Annotated in this window: 13 protein-coding genes; 8 read left to right on the top strand and 5 right to left on the bottom strand. The window is 76.4% G+C overall.

The window, feature by feature from the left end; genetic code table 11:
• Window positions 1-119 precede the first annotated feature (119 nt).
• Window positions 120-2,606, top strand: a complete 2,487-nt coding sequence (gene pepN / locus AB0442_RS05990) for an aminopeptidase N (RefSeq protein WP_366160855.1) — start codon at window positions 120-122, stop codon at window positions 2,604-2,606.
• Between the two features lie 57 nt (window positions 2,607-2,663).
• Here pepN and AB0442_RS05995 read toward each other — a convergent pair whose 3' ends face one another.
• Window positions 2,664-3,641: a hypothetical protein gene (locus AB0442_RS05995; RefSeq protein ID WP_366160856.1), complete on the bottom strand. Its 978-nt coding sequence runs from the start codon at window positions 3,639-3,641 to the stop codon at window positions 2,664-2,666.
• Between the two features lie 275 nt (window positions 3,642-3,916).
• Here AB0442_RS05995 and AB0442_RS06000 point away from each other — a divergent pair, with 275 nt between their 5' ends.
• A complete protein-coding gene (locus tag AB0442_RS06000; RefSeq protein WP_366160857.1) occupies window positions 3,917-4,414 on the top strand; it encodes an SsgA family sporulation/cell division regulator in 498 nt (165 codons plus the stop codon).
• A 24-nt stretch (window positions 4,415-4,438) separates the two neighbouring features.
• On the opposite strand, the gene AB0442_RS06005 is transcribed toward AB0442_RS06000, so the two are convergent.
• Window positions 4,439-5,770, bottom strand: coding sequence for a GAF domain-containing protein (locus AB0442_RS06005; protein ID WP_366160858.1), 1,332 nt, complete (start codon window positions 5,768-5,770; stop codon window positions 4,439-4,441).
• 356 nt (window positions 5,771-6,126) lie between these two features.
• Here AB0442_RS06005 and AB0442_RS06010 point away from each other — a divergent pair, with 356 nt between their 5' ends.
• Window positions 6,127-6,750, top strand: coding sequence for a phosphatase PAP2 family protein (locus AB0442_RS06010; protein WP_366160860.1), 624 nt, complete (start codon window positions 6,127-6,129; stop codon window positions 6,748-6,750).
• Window positions 6,751-6,805: 55 nt separating this feature from the next.
• Here AB0442_RS06010 and AB0442_RS06015 read toward each other — a convergent pair whose 3' ends face one another.
• Both AB0442_RS06015 and AB0442_RS06020 read right to left on the bottom strand, forming a co-directional pair.
• Window positions 6,806-7,438 carry a response regulator transcription factor gene (locus AB0442_RS06015; protein WP_366160861.1) on the bottom strand — a complete coding sequence of 211 codons (633 nt, stop codon included), beginning with the start codon at window positions 7,436-7,438 and terminating at the stop codon, window positions 6,806-6,808.
• Window positions 7,435-8,730 carry a sensor histidine kinase gene (locus AB0442_RS06020; RefSeq protein WP_366160863.1) on the bottom strand — a complete coding sequence of 432 codons (1,296 nt, stop codon included), beginning with the start codon at window positions 8,728-8,730 and terminating at the stop codon, window positions 7,435-7,437. The genes AB0442_RS06015 and AB0442_RS06020 overlap by 4 nt, the downstream gene beginning before the upstream one ends.
• Window positions 8,731-8,902: 172 nt before the next feature.
• Here AB0442_RS06020 and AB0442_RS06025 point away from each other — a divergent pair, with 172 nt between their 5' ends.
• The 5 genes from AB0442_RS06025 to AB0442_RS06045 all read left to right on the top strand — a co-directional run bounded on the left by AB0442_RS06025 (window position 8,903) and on the right by AB0442_RS06045 (window position 13,660).
• Window positions 8,903-9,979 (top strand): FtsX-like permease family protein, encoded by a 1,077-nt coding sequence (locus tag AB0442_RS06025; RefSeq protein WP_366160865.1) that lies wholly within the window; start codon window positions 8,903-8,905, stop codon window positions 9,977-9,979.
• Window positions 9,976-10,659 (top strand): ABC transporter ATP-binding protein, encoded by a 684-nt coding sequence (locus AB0442_RS06030; RefSeq protein ID WP_366160866.1) that lies wholly within the window; start codon window positions 9,976-9,978, stop codon window positions 10,657-10,659. The genes AB0442_RS06025 and AB0442_RS06030 overlap by 4 nt, the downstream gene beginning before the upstream one ends.
• Window positions 10,660-10,873: 214 nt before the next feature.
• Window positions 10,874-11,710 (top strand): PhzF family phenazine biosynthesis protein, encoded by an 837-nt coding sequence (locus AB0442_RS06035; protein ID WP_366160912.1) that lies wholly within the window; start codon window positions 10,874-10,876, stop codon window positions 11,708-11,710.
• 126 nt (window positions 11,711-11,836) lie between these two features.
• Entirely contained in the window at window positions 11,837-12,958 is a 1,122-nt protein-coding gene (locus tag AB0442_RS06040) for a TIGR03364 family FAD-dependent oxidoreductase (RefSeq protein ID WP_366160867.1), read from the top strand.
• Between the two features lie 24 nt (window positions 12,959-12,982).
• The gene (locus AB0442_RS06045; RefSeq protein ID WP_344621989.1) at window positions 12,983-13,660 is read left to right on the top strand and encodes a phosphonatase-like hydrolase; all 678 of its coding nucleotides are present in this window, start codon (window positions 12,983-12,985) and stop codon (window positions 13,658-13,660) included.
• Between the two features lie 17 nt (window positions 13,661-13,677).
• Here the strand turns inward: AB0442_RS06045 and AB0442_RS06050 are convergent, their stop codons facing one another.
• Window positions 13,678-15,006 (bottom strand): hypothetical protein, encoded by a 1,329-nt coding sequence (locus AB0442_RS06050; RefSeq protein ID WP_366160869.1) that lies wholly within the window; start codon window positions 15,004-15,006, stop codon window positions 13,678-13,680.
• Window positions 15,007-15,076: the final 70 nt, after the last annotated feature.

Raw genomic sequence — 15,076 nt, forward strand, 5'->3', positions numbered from 1 at the left:
TCTCCCCGGCCACCCTAGGGCACCCCGGCCGCCGGACGGCGGGTGACCCGCTGTCAGCCGCTTCCCGCTGTGAGAGAACAGGGCTTGTCGCACCCGCCCGGCTGGGAAAGCATGCTGGAATGCCAGCACTGCAACGTTCCGAGGCCGCCGTCCGTGCCCAGCTGCTCGACGTGCGCTCGTACTCCGTCGACCTCGACCTCACCCGGGGCGAGGACCTCTTCCGCAGCGCCACCGTGATCCGGTTCGGTTGCGCGGAGCCCGGGCGGGACTCGTTCGTCGACGTCAACCCCGCAGCGCTGCTGCGCGCCGAGCTGAACGGGCGGCCGCTCGACCCCGCCGCCCTCGACGGCAACCGCCTCGTGCTGCCCGGGCTGGCCGCCGAGAACGAGCTGCTCGTCGAGGCCGACATGGCCTACTCGCGCACCTGCGAGGGCCTGCACCGCTTCGCCGACCCGGCCGACGGCGCCGTGTACGTCTTCGCGAGCCTCGGCCCCGACCTCGCGCCGCAGATGTTCGCCTGCTTCGACCAGCCGGACCTGAAGGCGCCGTTCACCGTCACCGTCACCGCACCGGACGACTGGACGGTCATCGGCAACGGCACCTCCGCCCGGCTGCCCGACGGCCGCTGGGAGATCGCCCCGGTCGGCCCGGTCTCCACCTACCTGGTGACCGTGGTCGGCGGCCCGCTGCACGCCGTCCGCACCGAGCACGACGGCATCCCGCTCGGCCTGTACGCCCGCCGCTCGCTCGCCGCCGAGCTCGACCGGGAGGCCGAGGAGCTGTTCGAGGTCACCCGGGCCTCCTTCGACCGGCTGCACGGCCTCTTCGACGAGCGCTACCCGTTCGGGACGTACGACCAGGCCTTCGTCCCCGAGTTCAACTGGGGGGCGATGGAGAACCCGGGCTGCGTGGTCTTCCGCGACGAACTGCTCTTCCGCTCCGCGCCGACCGAGGCGCAGCGCGAGATGCGGGCCATGGTGGTCTGCCACGAGATGGCGCACATGTGGTTCGGCGACCTGGTCACCATGGCCTGGTGGGACGACCTGTGGCTGAACGAGTCCTTCGCCGAGATGCTCGGCTACCGGACGGCCGCCGACTCCACCCGCTTCACCGGCGCCTGGACCTCCTTCGCGGTCAAGCGCAAGGGCTGGGGCTACGACGCCGACCGGCGCGGCTCCACCCACCCGGTCGCCGCCGTCGGGATGGGCTCGGTCGCCGAGGCACTGGTCAACTTCGACGGCATCTCCTACGCCAAGGGCGCCTCGGCGCTGCGCCAGCTCGTCCACTGGCTGGGCGACAAGGCCTTCTTCGCCGGCCTCAACGCGTACTTCGCCGAACACCGCTGGGGCAACGCCGACCTCGCCGACTTCCTCGCCGCGCTGAGCGCCGCCGGCGGCCGGGACGTGCCCGCCTGGGCCGAGGCCTGGTTGCGCACCAGCGGCGTCGACACGCTGCGCCTGGAGGTCGAGGCCGAGGGCGACGTGCTCGCCTCGGTCGCCCTGGTCAACGACGGCACCCGCCCGCACCGGGTGAAGGTCGGCGTCTACGACCTGGCGGACGGCGCGGTGGTGCTCCGCGGGCGGATCGACGCGGAGGTCGCCCCCGGCGGCCGCACCCCGCTGCCCGAGCTGGCCGGCGCCGCCCGCCCGGCGCTGCTGCTGCCCAACGACGGCGACCTCACCTGGGCGCTGATCCGCCTCGACGAGCACTCCGCCGCGACCGTCGGCACCTCGCTCTCCCGGATCGAGGACGAGCTCGCCCGCGCGGTGCTCTGGGAGCACGCCCGCGACCTGGTGCGCTCCGCCGAACTGCCGGCCGCCGGATACCTGCGGCTGGTCGCCGACCACCTGCCCGCCGAGACGGCGGTGACCATCGTCGAGGCGGTGCTGAAGTTCGCCGCCGAGCACGTCGTCGCCCGCTACCTCGACCCCGCCGACCGGCCCGCCGCGCTGGCCCTGGTCAACGGCGCCGCCCGTGCGGTGCTGGCCCGGCCGGACGCCGGGGAGAGCCTGCGGATCGCCGCGCTGCGCGCCGCCGTCGCCACCGCCGCCGGCCCCGAGCGGCTCGCCGAACTGGCCGGCTGGCTGGACGGCCGCGACCTGCCCGGCGGGGTGCCCTTCGACACCGAGCTGCGCTGGGCCGTGCTGGTGCAGCTGGCCGCCGCGGGCGAGGCCGACGAGGAGCGGATCGCCGCGGAGCTCGCCGCCGACCCCAGCAACACCGGTGAGCAGGGCGCCGCCCGGGCCCGCGCCGCGCTGCCCGACGCGGCCGCCAAGGAGCGCGCCTGGCAGGCGATGTTCACCCCGGACGGGCTCTCCAACCACCTGCTCGTCGCCACCGCTGACGGCTTCTGGCGCTCCGGCCGGCCGGACCTCCAGCAGGCCTACATGCGGCGGTACTTCGAGCAGATGCCGGCGGTGGGTGCGCGCGGCGGCGCGGTCGTGAAGGCGCTCGGCCACTCGCTCTTCCCGGTCGGCCTGGCGCTGTCGGGCACCGTCCGGGCGGCCGAGGCGTGCCTGGCCCGCACCGACCTCACGCCCACCGTCCGCCGGGTGCTCGCCGACGAACTGGACGACCTGCGGCGGGCGGTCGCCCACCGGGCTTGACCCGCCCGGACGGCTCCGTCCCCCGCCCGGGGACGGAGCCGGCTGCGGGGCACCCGGTCAGGAGCCCCGCGGCCACTCGAAGACGCCGCGGACGGCGACCGCCCGCGGATCGCGGCCGTACGGGACGAACGCCGAGGCGCTCCAGACCTCCTGGGCGGTGCCCGCGGGCAGGCCGCCGGGCAGCCGGGTGCCGAGCACCTCGAAGGTGTACGTGCCGGGCTCGACGTCCAGCCCGGGCCGCAGGGTGTACCGGTGGACGAGGACGCCGTGCTCCTGGGAGACGGTGGTGACCACCCCCGGCAGGCTCGTCCACGGCGCCGTGCCCGGCAGCACGGCCGGACGCTGCAGCCGCAGCTCCACCTGGAGCGCGGTCATCGGCTCGCGCACCTCCAGCACCAGGGTGTGCCGGGTGCCGGCCGGGCCGATCAGCTCGACGCCCGCCCGGCCGGAGAGCGGCTCGATCCCGACCGGCTTGTCCGGGGACGGGCCGCCGGTCGACAGGGTCGGGCCGGGCCGGGCCGGCTCCGGGGCGGCGGGCCGCGCGTCGGTCGGCTGCGGGGAGGGCGAGGTGCCGGCCGTCCCGGCGGCCGTGCCGGTCGTCGCGGAGCCGGACGGCGAGGGCGAGCCGCTCGGCGCCCCCGCGGACGGCGTGCCGCCCGAGGACGCCGCCGCCGAAGGGCGCCCGGAGGCGGCCGCGGGCGCGCTGCCGGTGTGGGTGCTGCGGGTCGGCGCGGTGGGCGCGGTGTGCACGGTCTCCGCCACGGGGGCGGTGCTCCCGGTGCCGTGTCCGTCCTGGCTGGGCAGCGGTGGGCTGGCGCCCACGTTCGACATGCCCGGGCGGCGCCCGACGCCCTGCTGCTCGTTCAGCAGCCAGGTCGTGGCGATGCTGATGCCGACCACGGTGGACATCGCCACCGCCGCACCCGAGAAGCGGATGGTGGGCAGCCGGAACCTGCCCCCGATCGGTTTGGGCCGGCTGTGCCGTCCGTACCGGACGGCCGTGCGGACCGGCCCGGTGTCCTCGCGGAGCGCCACCGGCTCCCCTCCTCCCCACCCGACGCCGTTGCTCCCGGGCTCGCCACGGGCCCTGGGCCGCAGTGACAAGGGCACGAATGTAGCAGCGGTGACCGCGGTCTCCGCCAGTCCCGGAACGCAACGGATGTGTTAACCGTAATGACGTACTGTGTCGGATAACTGACGCACCGTCCAATCGGACGGTCACCCGATCGCTGCAACCTCTTGCAACCGTTGCCGCGCGCGCCCGCGTGCCGCACGCTGGAGCGAACCCCAGCCGCCTCGGAGAGACCGTCATGCCGCGCGACCCGCTGTCCGTACCCTCCGACCCGATCGCCGCCACCCCCACGGGCGACGACCCGGGCCGAGCCGGCACCGCACGAGCGGTGCTGGACGAGGTGATGACCCTGCGGATCGCACTGGACGACGACCAGGTGGGAGAGGTGCGTACCCGGTTCCGGTACGCCACCGAGCGGCCCTGCGAGGTGCTGCTCACCTTCCACCTGGGCCGTCCCGACGAGGCGGACTGGGTGTTCTCGCGCGAGCTGCTGCGCGACGGGCTGGACGCGCTCAGCGGACAGGGCGACATCAAGCTGTGGCCGGCGTACTGCCCCTGTCACGGCTCCACCCTGCACGTCGCGCTGGACTCCCCGCACGGCAGCGCCCTGCTGGAGGCCTCGCTGCCGCGGGTGCGGGCCTGGCTGGAGCGCACCTACGCGCTGATCTCCGCCGACGAGGAGCTGGGCGCCGGCCCCACCGACGCCGAACTCGCCGCGCTCCTCGCCACGGGCTGACCGGCGGACGCCTCTCGGGGCCGCTCAGGCCGGCAGGCGGGCGGTGCCGGCGTGGAGGGCGGCGCGGAGGTCGCGGACGGCCGGGGCGGAGGAGGTCGCGAGCAGGTCCAGCGGTTCGACCGGGCCGTCGACCGTGACGGCGGCGGAGGCGGTCAGCCGGTACGGGCGGTGGTCCAGCAGGGCGCCCAGGTAGCGCCGCAGCCGGGAGAGTTCGGCGCGGACGGTGACGGTGCGGGCCCGGTCGCCGAACAGTCCCTCGGCGAGCTGGGCGGCGCTCAGGCCGGTGCGGTGCACCGCGAGCAGCAGCAGCACCTCCGCGTGCCGCGGGCTGAGCACGTGCGACCAGCTGCCGGCCCCGCCGGAGACGTGCAGTTCCGGCCGTCCGGGCTGCCGCAGGTCGAGCCGGATCCGGGCGCCGGTGCTCAGTTCGTCGATGCCGGCGGCCGAGGTGCCGAGCGGGCGGACCAGCCAGCCGCCGCCGAGCGGCTCCACCGCGCACTCGCCGAGCGTCGGCAGCCACTCCACCGGCCGGCTGCCCCAGCCCTCGGCGGGCAGCCGCAGCCGCTGCACCGGCGGGACGCCGACCGCGGCGGCCGTCCAGCCGGCCCCGTCGACGACCAGGGCAGGGCCGCTGACCCGGGCGAGCAGGCCGGTGGCGAGGGTACGCAGGCGGTGCAGCGACTCCAGCTGGGCGGCCCGCAGTTCGGTCTCGGCGAGCCGGGCGGCGGTGGCGGTCAGCCGCATCAGGTGGGGCTGCACCTGGTGGGCGGGCCCGCTCAGGTCGAGGATGCCGAGCAGCCTGCCGGTGCGCGGGTCGCGGACGGGGGCGGCGACGCACGTCCAGGCGTGGTGGCTGCGCAGGTAGTGCTCGGCGGAGTGGACCGCGATCGGCCGCTCGGTGCGCAGCGCCATGCCGATGCCGTTGGTGCCGACCTCGTCCTCCGTCCAGCGGGCGCCCGTCTCGAAGCCGATGTCGTCGGCGTTCCGGCGCAGGTGGCGGGCGCCGTCGAGCCAGAGCAGGTGGCCCTGGGGGTCGGTGACGGCGAGCAGGACGGGCGCGTCGTCCGAGGCGAGCAGGGTGGTGCGGAGCATCGGCAGGACGGTGTCGAGCTGCGATTCGCGGCGGCGGTGCTGGACGTCGGCGACGCCGATCCGGCGGACGTTGCGGCCCGCGTCCGGGTCGAGGCCGAGCCGGCGCAGGCGTTCCCAGGAGTCGGTGATCTCGGGTCTGGGGACGGGGCCGGCGAAGTCGGTGTCGTGCGGGCCGTTGCCGAGGACGAGGTCGTAGGTGGTGGTGAGGGCGGCGGTGGAGATCGGTGCACGGTGGTTCCGGGCGGGCCGGTGCGTACTGCGCATACCCATCACCCGCCCCTCGTCGACTCTCCCCGGTCCGCAGACAGGGTAAGGCTGCTCGATCTGGACATGCCGAGGGAGTCGGAATTCTCATTTTTCCCGTCCGGGATCGGCCATGATGGCCGGTTCGCGTGGTTGCGGGGCCGGGTGGCGACGTGGATGTCCGCCGCGTGCACGACCGGTGACGTTGTGTCAGGGATTCCGCCCGGGGCGCGCTGGGCGGGCGTGCGGGCCGGCGTGCGGAGGGTGCGGCGGCGGGGTGTCCGGCGGTCGTCTACAGTCGTGTCGACCGTCTACGCCTGTGTAGACGATCGCGGCGTCCCGCCGGGCGCCGCTGCACACGCACCGGAGGTCCGCCGATGACACCTGCACTGCTCGCCTACGACGGGAGCGGGATCGACGGCGGTCTCTACACCCGGGTCGTCGGCTGGGCGGGCTCCGCCCCGGCCTGGCTGGACGGGCTGATCGCCGACTGGTCGGCGCTCGGGCTCGGCGTGTTCGCCCTGCTCATGCTCGGCGGCTGGTGGCGGGCGAGGGGCGCCGCGCCGGAGGTGATGGCCCGGGCGCTGGCCGCCCCGGTGGTGGTGGTCGCCGCGTACGCCGCCGACACCGTGTTCAAGTCGGCCGTCGAGGAGGTCCGGCCGTGCCGGCAGCTCGCCGTCCGGGCCCCCCTGGAGGGCTGCCCGGCCGCCGGCGACTGGTCCTTCCCCAGCAACCACACGGTGATCGCCTTCGCCGCCGCGGCGGCGCTGTGGACGGCGGACCGGCGGCTCGGCGCGGTGGCGCTGGTCGCCGCCGTGCTGATGGGCGCCTCCCGGGTCTGGGTGGGCGTGCACTACCCGCACGACGTGCTGGCGGGCGCCGTGATCGGGGTGGCCGCGGGCGTCCTGCTCGGGGCCGCCGCGGGCCGGGCCGCGCCGCTGGTCGAGCGGGCCCGGGCGGGGCGCCTCGGCGGGGTGCTCGGCGTGGGCGCCCCGGCCTGAGAAGCGCGCCCCGGTCCCCGGCGCGGGGGGCTCCGGCGTCCCGGCCTCCGGGCGGTCAGCGGCGGATGAGGCCGCGGGTGGTGGCGGCGGCGACGGCGGCGGTCCGGGAGTCGACGCCGAGCTTGGCGTAGATGTGCACCAGGTGGGACTTCACGGTGGCCTGGCTGATGTGCAGTTCGCGGGCCACGTCCAGGTTGGCCAGGCCGCGGGCGACCAGCTCCAGGACCTGCACCTCGCGCAGGCTGAGCGCCGTCGCGGGAGCGCGCATCCGGTGCAGCAGCCGGTCGGCCACCGCCGGGGCGAGGGCGGTGCGCCCGGCGGCCGCGTCCCGCACGGCGGCGGCCAGTTCGGCGGGCGGCGCGTCCTTCAGCAGGTAGCCGGTGGCTCCCGCCTCGATCGCGCTCAGGGTGTCGGCATCGCTGTCGTAGGTGGTCACCACCAGCACCCGGGGCGCCCCCGGCCGGGCGGTGATCTCGGCGGTGGCCTGCGAGCCGTTCATCCCGGCGCCGAACTGCAGGTCCATCAGCACCACGTCGACCGGCTGCTCGGCCGTGAGCCGGACGGCCTCCTCGGCGGTGGCCGCCTCGGCGACGATCACCAGGTCCGGTTCGGTCTCCAGGACGGCGCGCAGCCCGGCCCGCACCACCGGGTGGTCGTCCGCGAGCAGCAGCCGGATCGGGGCGGTCATACCCGCTCCTGCTGCGCCTCGCGCGCCGCCGGCACACCCCGGTCCGCCGGCTCCGCGGGGGCCGTCGCGCCGCGGTGGGCGGCGGGGGCGGGCAGCGGGAGCTGGGCCGCCACCGCGGTGCCCTGGCCCGGCGCGGACTCCACCGTCAGGCTGCCGCCGAGCGCCTGCACCCGGTGCCGCATCGCGGCCAGTCCGAAACCGCCGCCGTCGTTGCCGTGGCTGCCGCCGTTGCCGTGGCTGCGGTCGGCGACGGCCGCGGGGTCGAAGCCGGAGCCGTCGTCGACCACGTCCAGCGCCACCTCGGCGCCCATGTAGCTGAGGGTCACCTCCACCTGCCGGGCGCCGGCGTGCTGCGCCGCATTGGCGAGGGCCGACTGGGCCACCCGCACCAGCGCGGGCTCGAACGGGCCGGGCAGCGGCGCCGGGGAACCGGAGAGCGTGAAGTGCACCGGCAGCCCGTACCGGTCGGCGGAGGTCGTGCAGAGCCGTTCCAGGGCGGCGGCCAGCGGCAGCCCGTCCAGCACCGGCGGGGCCAGCTCGCGGACGAAGCGCCGGGCCTCCGCCAGGTTGTCCTGGGCGGCCTCCCGGGCCACCCGGACGTGCCGTTCGGCGGCCGCCGGGTCGGCCGGCAGGGCGCGCTCGGCGGCGCGCAGCAGCAGCTGGATCGAGGACAGGCCCTGCGCCAGGGTGTCGTGGATCTCGCGGGCGAGCCGCTCGCGCTCGGCGAGCACCCCCGCCGCGTGGTCGGCCGCCGCGAGGTCGGCCCGGGCGGCGCGCAGCTCGTCGATCAGCCGCCGCCGCTGCTCGCTCTCCCGGTACAGCGCCTGGTAGCCGAGCACGGTCGCGGTGGCGACCGCCGCGCCGAGCACCGGGCCGATGAAGACGGCCGCCTCCAGCGTGCCCTGGTGCAGCGCGAATCCGCCGGCCGCGGCCAGTGCGGTGGCGAGCACCGCGGCGAGGCCCGCCCGGCGCGGCAGCAGGTGCAACTGCACGAAGTACAGCGGGAAGGCCAGCCACACGCCGTCCCGGCTGACCGCCAGCAGCGCCAGCCAGGCGGCGCCCAGCGCGGCCAGCCACAGCGCGGTGGCGGCCCGCCGCCGGCCCACCGCCGGGGTGAGCGGGCCCGCCGCGTACACCGCGCCCGCGGCCAGTGCGGCGAGCACCGCCCGCGGGGCGTCCGGCCCGCTGCCGTGCACCGCCCGGGCCGCCGCCAGCGCCAGCAGCCCGGCGACCAGCAGGTGCAGGCAGTGGTTGACGACACGCAGCACGGGGGTCAGGGCACGGGGGTTCATGGTCCTTCCACGGTACCGGGCGACACCCCGCCGACCGATCGATCAAAAGGTTGATTCCGGTCACCGCCCTTCGATTCCGGAGGATCGAACCGCGGCGCGATGTGAAGGCAAGGCGCGATGACGAGAGTGGAGCCCGTCCACCGGAACCACCGCGGAAGGAGCCCGCGCCGTCATGTTCGTCGCCTGGAGGGACCTGAGGTTCGCCAAGGGCCGGTTCGCCCTCATGGGGGCGGTGGTCGTGCTGATCACCGTGCTGGTCGGGCTGCTGTCCGGCCTCACCGCGGGCCTCGCCCGGGGCAACGTCTCCGCCGTCACCGGACTGGACGCCGACCACCTGGCGTTCGCCGCCCCGGCCGACGGACGGGGGCCGTCCTTCGGGGACTCCGTCCTCCCCGAGCGGAGCTGGCAGCAGTGGGCGGCGGTGCCCGGCGTCCGCGCCGCCGAACCGCTCGGCATCACCACCACCAAGGCCGCCGCCGGCAGCCGCTCCACCGCGGTCTCCGCCTTCGGCAGCCGCCCCGGCGCCGGCCTCGCCCCGCAGCCCGTGCAGGACGGCACGGCCGTGCTCTCCGCCACCGCGGCCGAGGACCTCGGGGTGCACACCGGGGACACCGTCCTCCTCGCCCGCCACCCCCTCACCGTCGCCGCGATCGCCGGGGACGCCGCCTACAACCACACCCCGGTCGTCTGGACGGGCCTCGCCGACTGGCAGGCGATCGCCCCCGGCGCCGCCGGGGACGGGCCGCACGCCACGGTCGTCGCCCTGCGCACCGGCCCCGGCACCGACCTCGCCGCCGCCGACGCCCGGCTCGGCACCCGCACCCTGAGCCGCGGCGACTCGCTCACCGCGATCGGCGCCTACACCTCGGAGAACGGCTCGCTGCAACTCATGCGCGGCTTCCTGTTCGCCATCTCCGCCCTGGTGATCGGCGCCTTCTTCACCGTCTGGACGATCCAGCGGACCGGCGACATCGCCGTCCTCAAGGCGCTCGGCGCCTCCACCCGCCGCCTCACCGGCGACGCCCTCGGCCAGGCCGCCGTCCTGCTGGTGCTCGGCACCGCGCTCGGCAGCGGCATCGCCGCCGCGGCCGGCGCCGCCGTCTCCGGCACCGTTCCCTTCGTCCTCGACGCGCCGACCCTGCTGCTGCCCGCCCTGGTGATGGTCGCGCTCGGCTCCGCCGGCGCCGCCCTCGCCGTGCGCCGCATCACCGCCGTCGACCCGCTGACCGCCCTGGGGAGCACCCGATGAGCCTCCACCTCTTTGACATCACCCTCAGCTACCCCGACGGCGACGGCCGCCTCACCGCCCTCGACCGGGTCGGCCTGGACGTGCCGCGCGGCTCGCTCACCGCCGTGGTCGGCCCGTCCGGCTCCGGCAAGTCCAGCCTGCTCGCCGTCGCCGCCACCCTGATCACCCCCGACAGCGGCCGGGTCCTCGTCGACGGCACCGACACCGCCGGCCTCACCGCCGCCGGACGCGCCGAGCTGCGGCGCGACCGGATCGGCATCGTCTTCCAGCAACCCAACCTGCTGCCCTCGCTCACCGCCGCCGAACAGCTCCAGCTGATGGCCCACCTCGCCGGCCGCCCGGCCCGCGCCGCCCGGGCCCGCGCCCTCGACCTGCTCGACGCGGTCGGCCTCGCAGACCTCGCCGACCGACGCCCCGGCAGGCTCTCCGGCGGCCAGCGGCAGCGGGTCAACATCGCCCGGGCGCTGATGAACGAACCGCGGGTGCTGCTGGTCGACGAACCGACCAGCGCCCTCGACCACGAGCGCGGCGCCGCCGTCGTCGACCTGCTCGCCGCCCTCACCCGCGAGCGCTCCACCGCCACCGTGCTCGTCACCCACGACCGCACCCACCTCGCCGCCGCCGACCAGGTCGCCGAGGTACGGGACGGGCACCTGCGGGTGCTCGCGCAGGAAAGGTGATCCCCCACGCGCCCCCGAGCCGGCAACGGCCCGAATTGCTGCGGCGACCGCTCCCCCGATTGCGCAGTTCTCCCCCAGCCTTCGGCCGGGAGGTGCCCCACGCGCCCCTGGGTGGTTGCTGCCGCCCCTGGAACGGTGGTTGCCGGGGTGCGGGGGCGGGTGCTGTGCTGGGGTGGTGGTCGAGGACGGGGGGTCGGCGGTGGTGGTCGTGCGGGTGTGTCTGCGGGACGGGCGCGGTGGCAGTCCGACCGCGGTGGTGGTCGGGGCCGACGCGGGGGAGGCCGTGGGGCGGGACGTGGCCGTTCGGGCGGGGGCCTCGCATGCCGTGTTCGTGTCGGTGGGGGACACCGGGCCGGGCGGTCCGGAGGTGGCGTTGCGCTTCTTCACCGCCGCGGGGGAGCTGCCCGCGTGCGGCCACGGGACGCTGGCGGCGCTGGCCCTGCTGGCCGAGCGTGCCGGGGGCGGGGAGCTGCGGGCCGTCGTGCGGACGGCGGCCGGGGTCTTTGCAGGTCGGGCGGCCCGGGTCGGCGGCGTGCTCACGGCCTCGTTCGACCTCGGGGCCGTCGAGGTGTGCGGGCCCGCGGCGGCCGGTGCGTTCGACGAGGTGCTGGAGGCGCTCGGTCTTCCGCCCGGCGGGCCCGCGGGGGGTGCCCGGGTCGCCTCGGCGGGGCGGCCGCGGCTGCTCGTCCCGGTGGCCGGCCGGTCCGAACTGGCCGCGCTCGCCCCGGACGCCGACCGGCTCCGGGCCGCCTGCGACCGGCTCGGCCTGCTGGGCTGCTACGCGTACAGCCCGCCGACCGCCAAGGGCCGGCTGGCGGCCCGGATGTTCGCCCCGTCGATCGGCGTCCCCGAGGACATCGCCAACGTCAACAGCACCGCGTGCGTCGCCGCCCGTCTGGCCGGGGCCGGTGTGCCCTCCGTCGCGGTCGACATGGGTGACGCGCTCGGCGCCCCCGCCACCGTCACGGCCGCGCTGCGGGGGAGCGGGCCCGGGGCCGCCGTGCGGGTCGGCGCCGAGGCGGTGGTCGAGCGCACCGTCCGTGTGCGCTGACGGCTGGTCCGGGGCCGCGTCCGGCGGGACGACCGACGCATCTTGTCTGTACAACTTTGCGGCCGGTTCATCTCCGGGCCGCCGACCGGACGACCCTCCGACACCCGGGCGCCCGAGGCTGGCCGCATGAGAGTCATCGTCGTAGGAGCCGGGGTGCTCGGCACCATGCACGCCTGGCACGCCGTCGAGCGCGGCCACGAGGTCGTCCACCTGGAACGCGAGGCGGAGGCCCGTGGCGCCTCCGTCCGGAACTTCGGCCTGATCTGGGTCGGCGGCCGCGCCCGGGGTGAGGAGCTCGCCACCGCGCAGCGCGCCCGCGAGCTGTGGCAGCGGATCGGCGAGCGCGTCCCCGGCCTGCGCTTCCGGGCCAACGGCTCGCTCACCGTGCTGCGCACCGAGGCCGAACTCGCCGTCGCCGAGGAGGTGGTGAAGGGCGAGGAGGCCGCCGGACGCGGCTTCCGGCTGCTCGACGCCACCGAGACCCGGGCCGTCAACCCGGCCCTGCGCGGCAGCCACCTCGGCGCCCTGCACTGCACCCGCGACGCCGCCGTCGAACCCCGCACCGCCCAGCCCGCGCTGCGCGCCGCCCTGGAGGCCACCGGCCGCTACACCTTCCTGCGCGGCCGCGAGGTCCGCGAGGTGATCGGCAGCTCCGCCGTCCGCGACGACCACGGCCGGGTGCACGCCGGCGACCTCGTCCTGCTCTGCACCGGCGCCTGGACGGGCGGCCTCGTCCGCGAACTCGCCCCCGAGCTGCCCGTCCGCCGCGTCCGGCTGCAGATGATGCAGACCGACCCGCTGGACGAGCCGCTCACCACCTCCGTCGCCGACGGCGACAGCTTCCGCTACTACCCCGCCTACGCCGGCACCGCCCTGGACGCCCTGAAGGCCGGTCAGCCGCAGGGCGCGACCGCCGCCGAGCACCGGATGCAGCTGCTCATGGTCCAGCGCACCGACGGCGGGCTCACCATCGGCGACACCCACGAGTACGAGCAGCCCTTCGGCTTCGACACCGTCGAGGAGCCGTACGAGCACTTCACCGCCGTCGCCGAGGCCCTGCTCGGGCGGCCGCTGCCGCGGATCCGCCGCCGCTGGGCGGGCGTCTACGCCCAGTGCCTCGACACCACCCGCGTCGTCCACCGCGAGCGGATCCGCGACGGCGTCTGGCTGGTCACCGGGCCCGGCGGCCGCGGCATGACCTGCTCGCCGGCCATCGCCGAGACCACCGCCGACCTCGCCGAGCTGTAAGCCGAGCCGTAAGGAACACCCCGCATGAGCACCGACATCCGCCTCGTCGTCCTCGACATGGCCGGCACCACCGTCGCCGACGGCGGCCTGGTCGAGCAGGCCTTCCGCGCCGCCGCGGCCGAACTCGGCGTCGCCGACGGCAGCGCCGAGCACGCCCGCATGCTCGACCACGTCCGCGCCACCATGGGCGAGTCCAAGATCTCCGTCTTCCGCCACCTCTTCGGCGACGAGGACCGCGCCCGGCAGGCCAACCGCTCCTTCGAGGCCGCGTACCACGACCTCGTCGACGCCGGGCACTGCAGCCCGCTGCCCGGCGCCGCCGAGGCGATCGGGCGGCTGCGCGGCGCCGGCCTGAGGACCGTCCTCACCACCGGCTTCTCCCGTGCCACCCAGGACCGGATCCTCGCGGCGCTCGGCTGGCAGGACATCGCCGACCTCACCCTCTGCCCCGCCGACGCCGGCCGCGGCCGCCCCTACCCGGACATGGTGCTGACCGCGCTGCTGCGCACCGGCACCGACTCCGTCCGGCAGGTCGCCGTGGCCGGGGACACCGGCTACGACATGCTGACCGGCACCCGGGCCGGCGCCGCCGTCGTCGCGGGCGTCCTCACCGGCGCCCACGAGGAGCAGCGGCTGCGCGCGGACGGTGCGACCCACGTGCTGGCCTCGGTGGCCGACCTGCCGGAGCTGCTCGGCGTCTGACGGCGGGTCGGGGTGCCTCAGGCCGCCTTCAGCCGGGCCACCTCGCGGGCCCGCTGGTCGAGGTGGGCGACCGTCCGGTTGCCCAGGTGCGGGCGCAGGCCGCTGCGCAGCGCGCTGAAGTGCTCGTCGCCGCGGACGCTGCTGATCCCGGCGTAGTCGTCGAGGAAGGACGACCAGGTCGCGGCGGCCGCCTCGACGTGGCCGTGCTCCATCTGGCGGCGGGCCAGCAGGCCGAGGCCGTGCACCCGGCCCTGGCGCTCGGCCCGCGGCCGGACCCGGTTGGAGGTCTGCAGCGCCGCGATCGAGCCCGGCAGGTCGCCCAGCTCGTACAGCACGTGCGCGAGGTGGAACTGGTACGCCGCCAGGTCGTAGCCGCCGACGGCGTCGTTGCGGCCGTCCGCCTTCGCGAGCGCCGCCTCGGTCTCGGCCAGCCGGGCGAAGGCCTGCCGCCGGTCCTTCACCATCGCCGCCCCGTGCGCCTGCTGGCCGCGCAGGAAGGCGGTGAGCCGGGGACCGGCGGCGGGCGCGGCCTGCGCCGCCGAGTCCGCGTACTCCAGGGCGCGCGGCCCGTGGCCCAGGCTGGAGGCCTGCAGCGACATGCCGCGCAGCGTGCGGCAGTACGTGACGTGGTCGCCGGCCTGGTCGGCGAGGCGCAGCGCCTGCACGTAGTACGACTGGCCGAGGCCCTGCGCGAGCTCGTAGACGGCGGACCAGCCGGCCAGGTAGGTCAGGTCCGCGGCGGCGGCGAGCATGTCGCCCTTCGACCGGTCGCTGCCGGCCGCCTGCAGCCACGGGCCGACGCTGTTCACCAGGAAGCTCGCCATCATCGGGCGGGCGTGCGCCGCCCCCAGCTCGTCCAGGATGCCGGCCAGCCGGTCGGTCATCGTCCGGACGGTGGCCACCTCGCCGTCGCCGATCCGCACCGTACGGCCCGCGGCCGCCCGGTCGATCCGCTCCGCGGCCTCGCCGAACCCGGGCACCGACAGCGCCGCGGAGTACAGTCCGGCTGCCAGCACGCTCCGGCGGGACGGGTCCATGTCGGCCCGGCCGAGCGCCACCAGCCCGCTGACCGGATCGGTGGCCTCGTGGTCGCCGAGCCCGGTCTCCTCGGCCGCCACCGGCCGGCCCAGCCGCCGCGCGAACGCCTCCCGCACGACCCCGGCGACCTCCGCGCGCGGCCGCGACCCGGCCAGCCAGTGCGACACGGTGGTCTTGTCGTACGTGAGTCTGAGCCCGGCCTCCGCGCCGGTGCGGCGGACCGCCCGGGCGAGCTGGTCGTTGCCCCAGTCCGCCTCGCGCATCAGCGCGGCGAGAGCGGCGTTCGGTGTACGCGTGCGTCGTCCCATGTCGGCCTCGACTCGTGTTCAACCGGTTCAACCCTGTCCACAGCATGGACTGTTCTCTCCTGTGGAGTAA

The organism is Kitasatospora sp. NPDC085895, assembly GCF_040702125.1.
Lineage (GTDB): Bacteria > Actinomycetota > Actinomycetes > Streptomycetales > Streptomycetaceae > Kitasatospora > Kitasatospora arboriphila.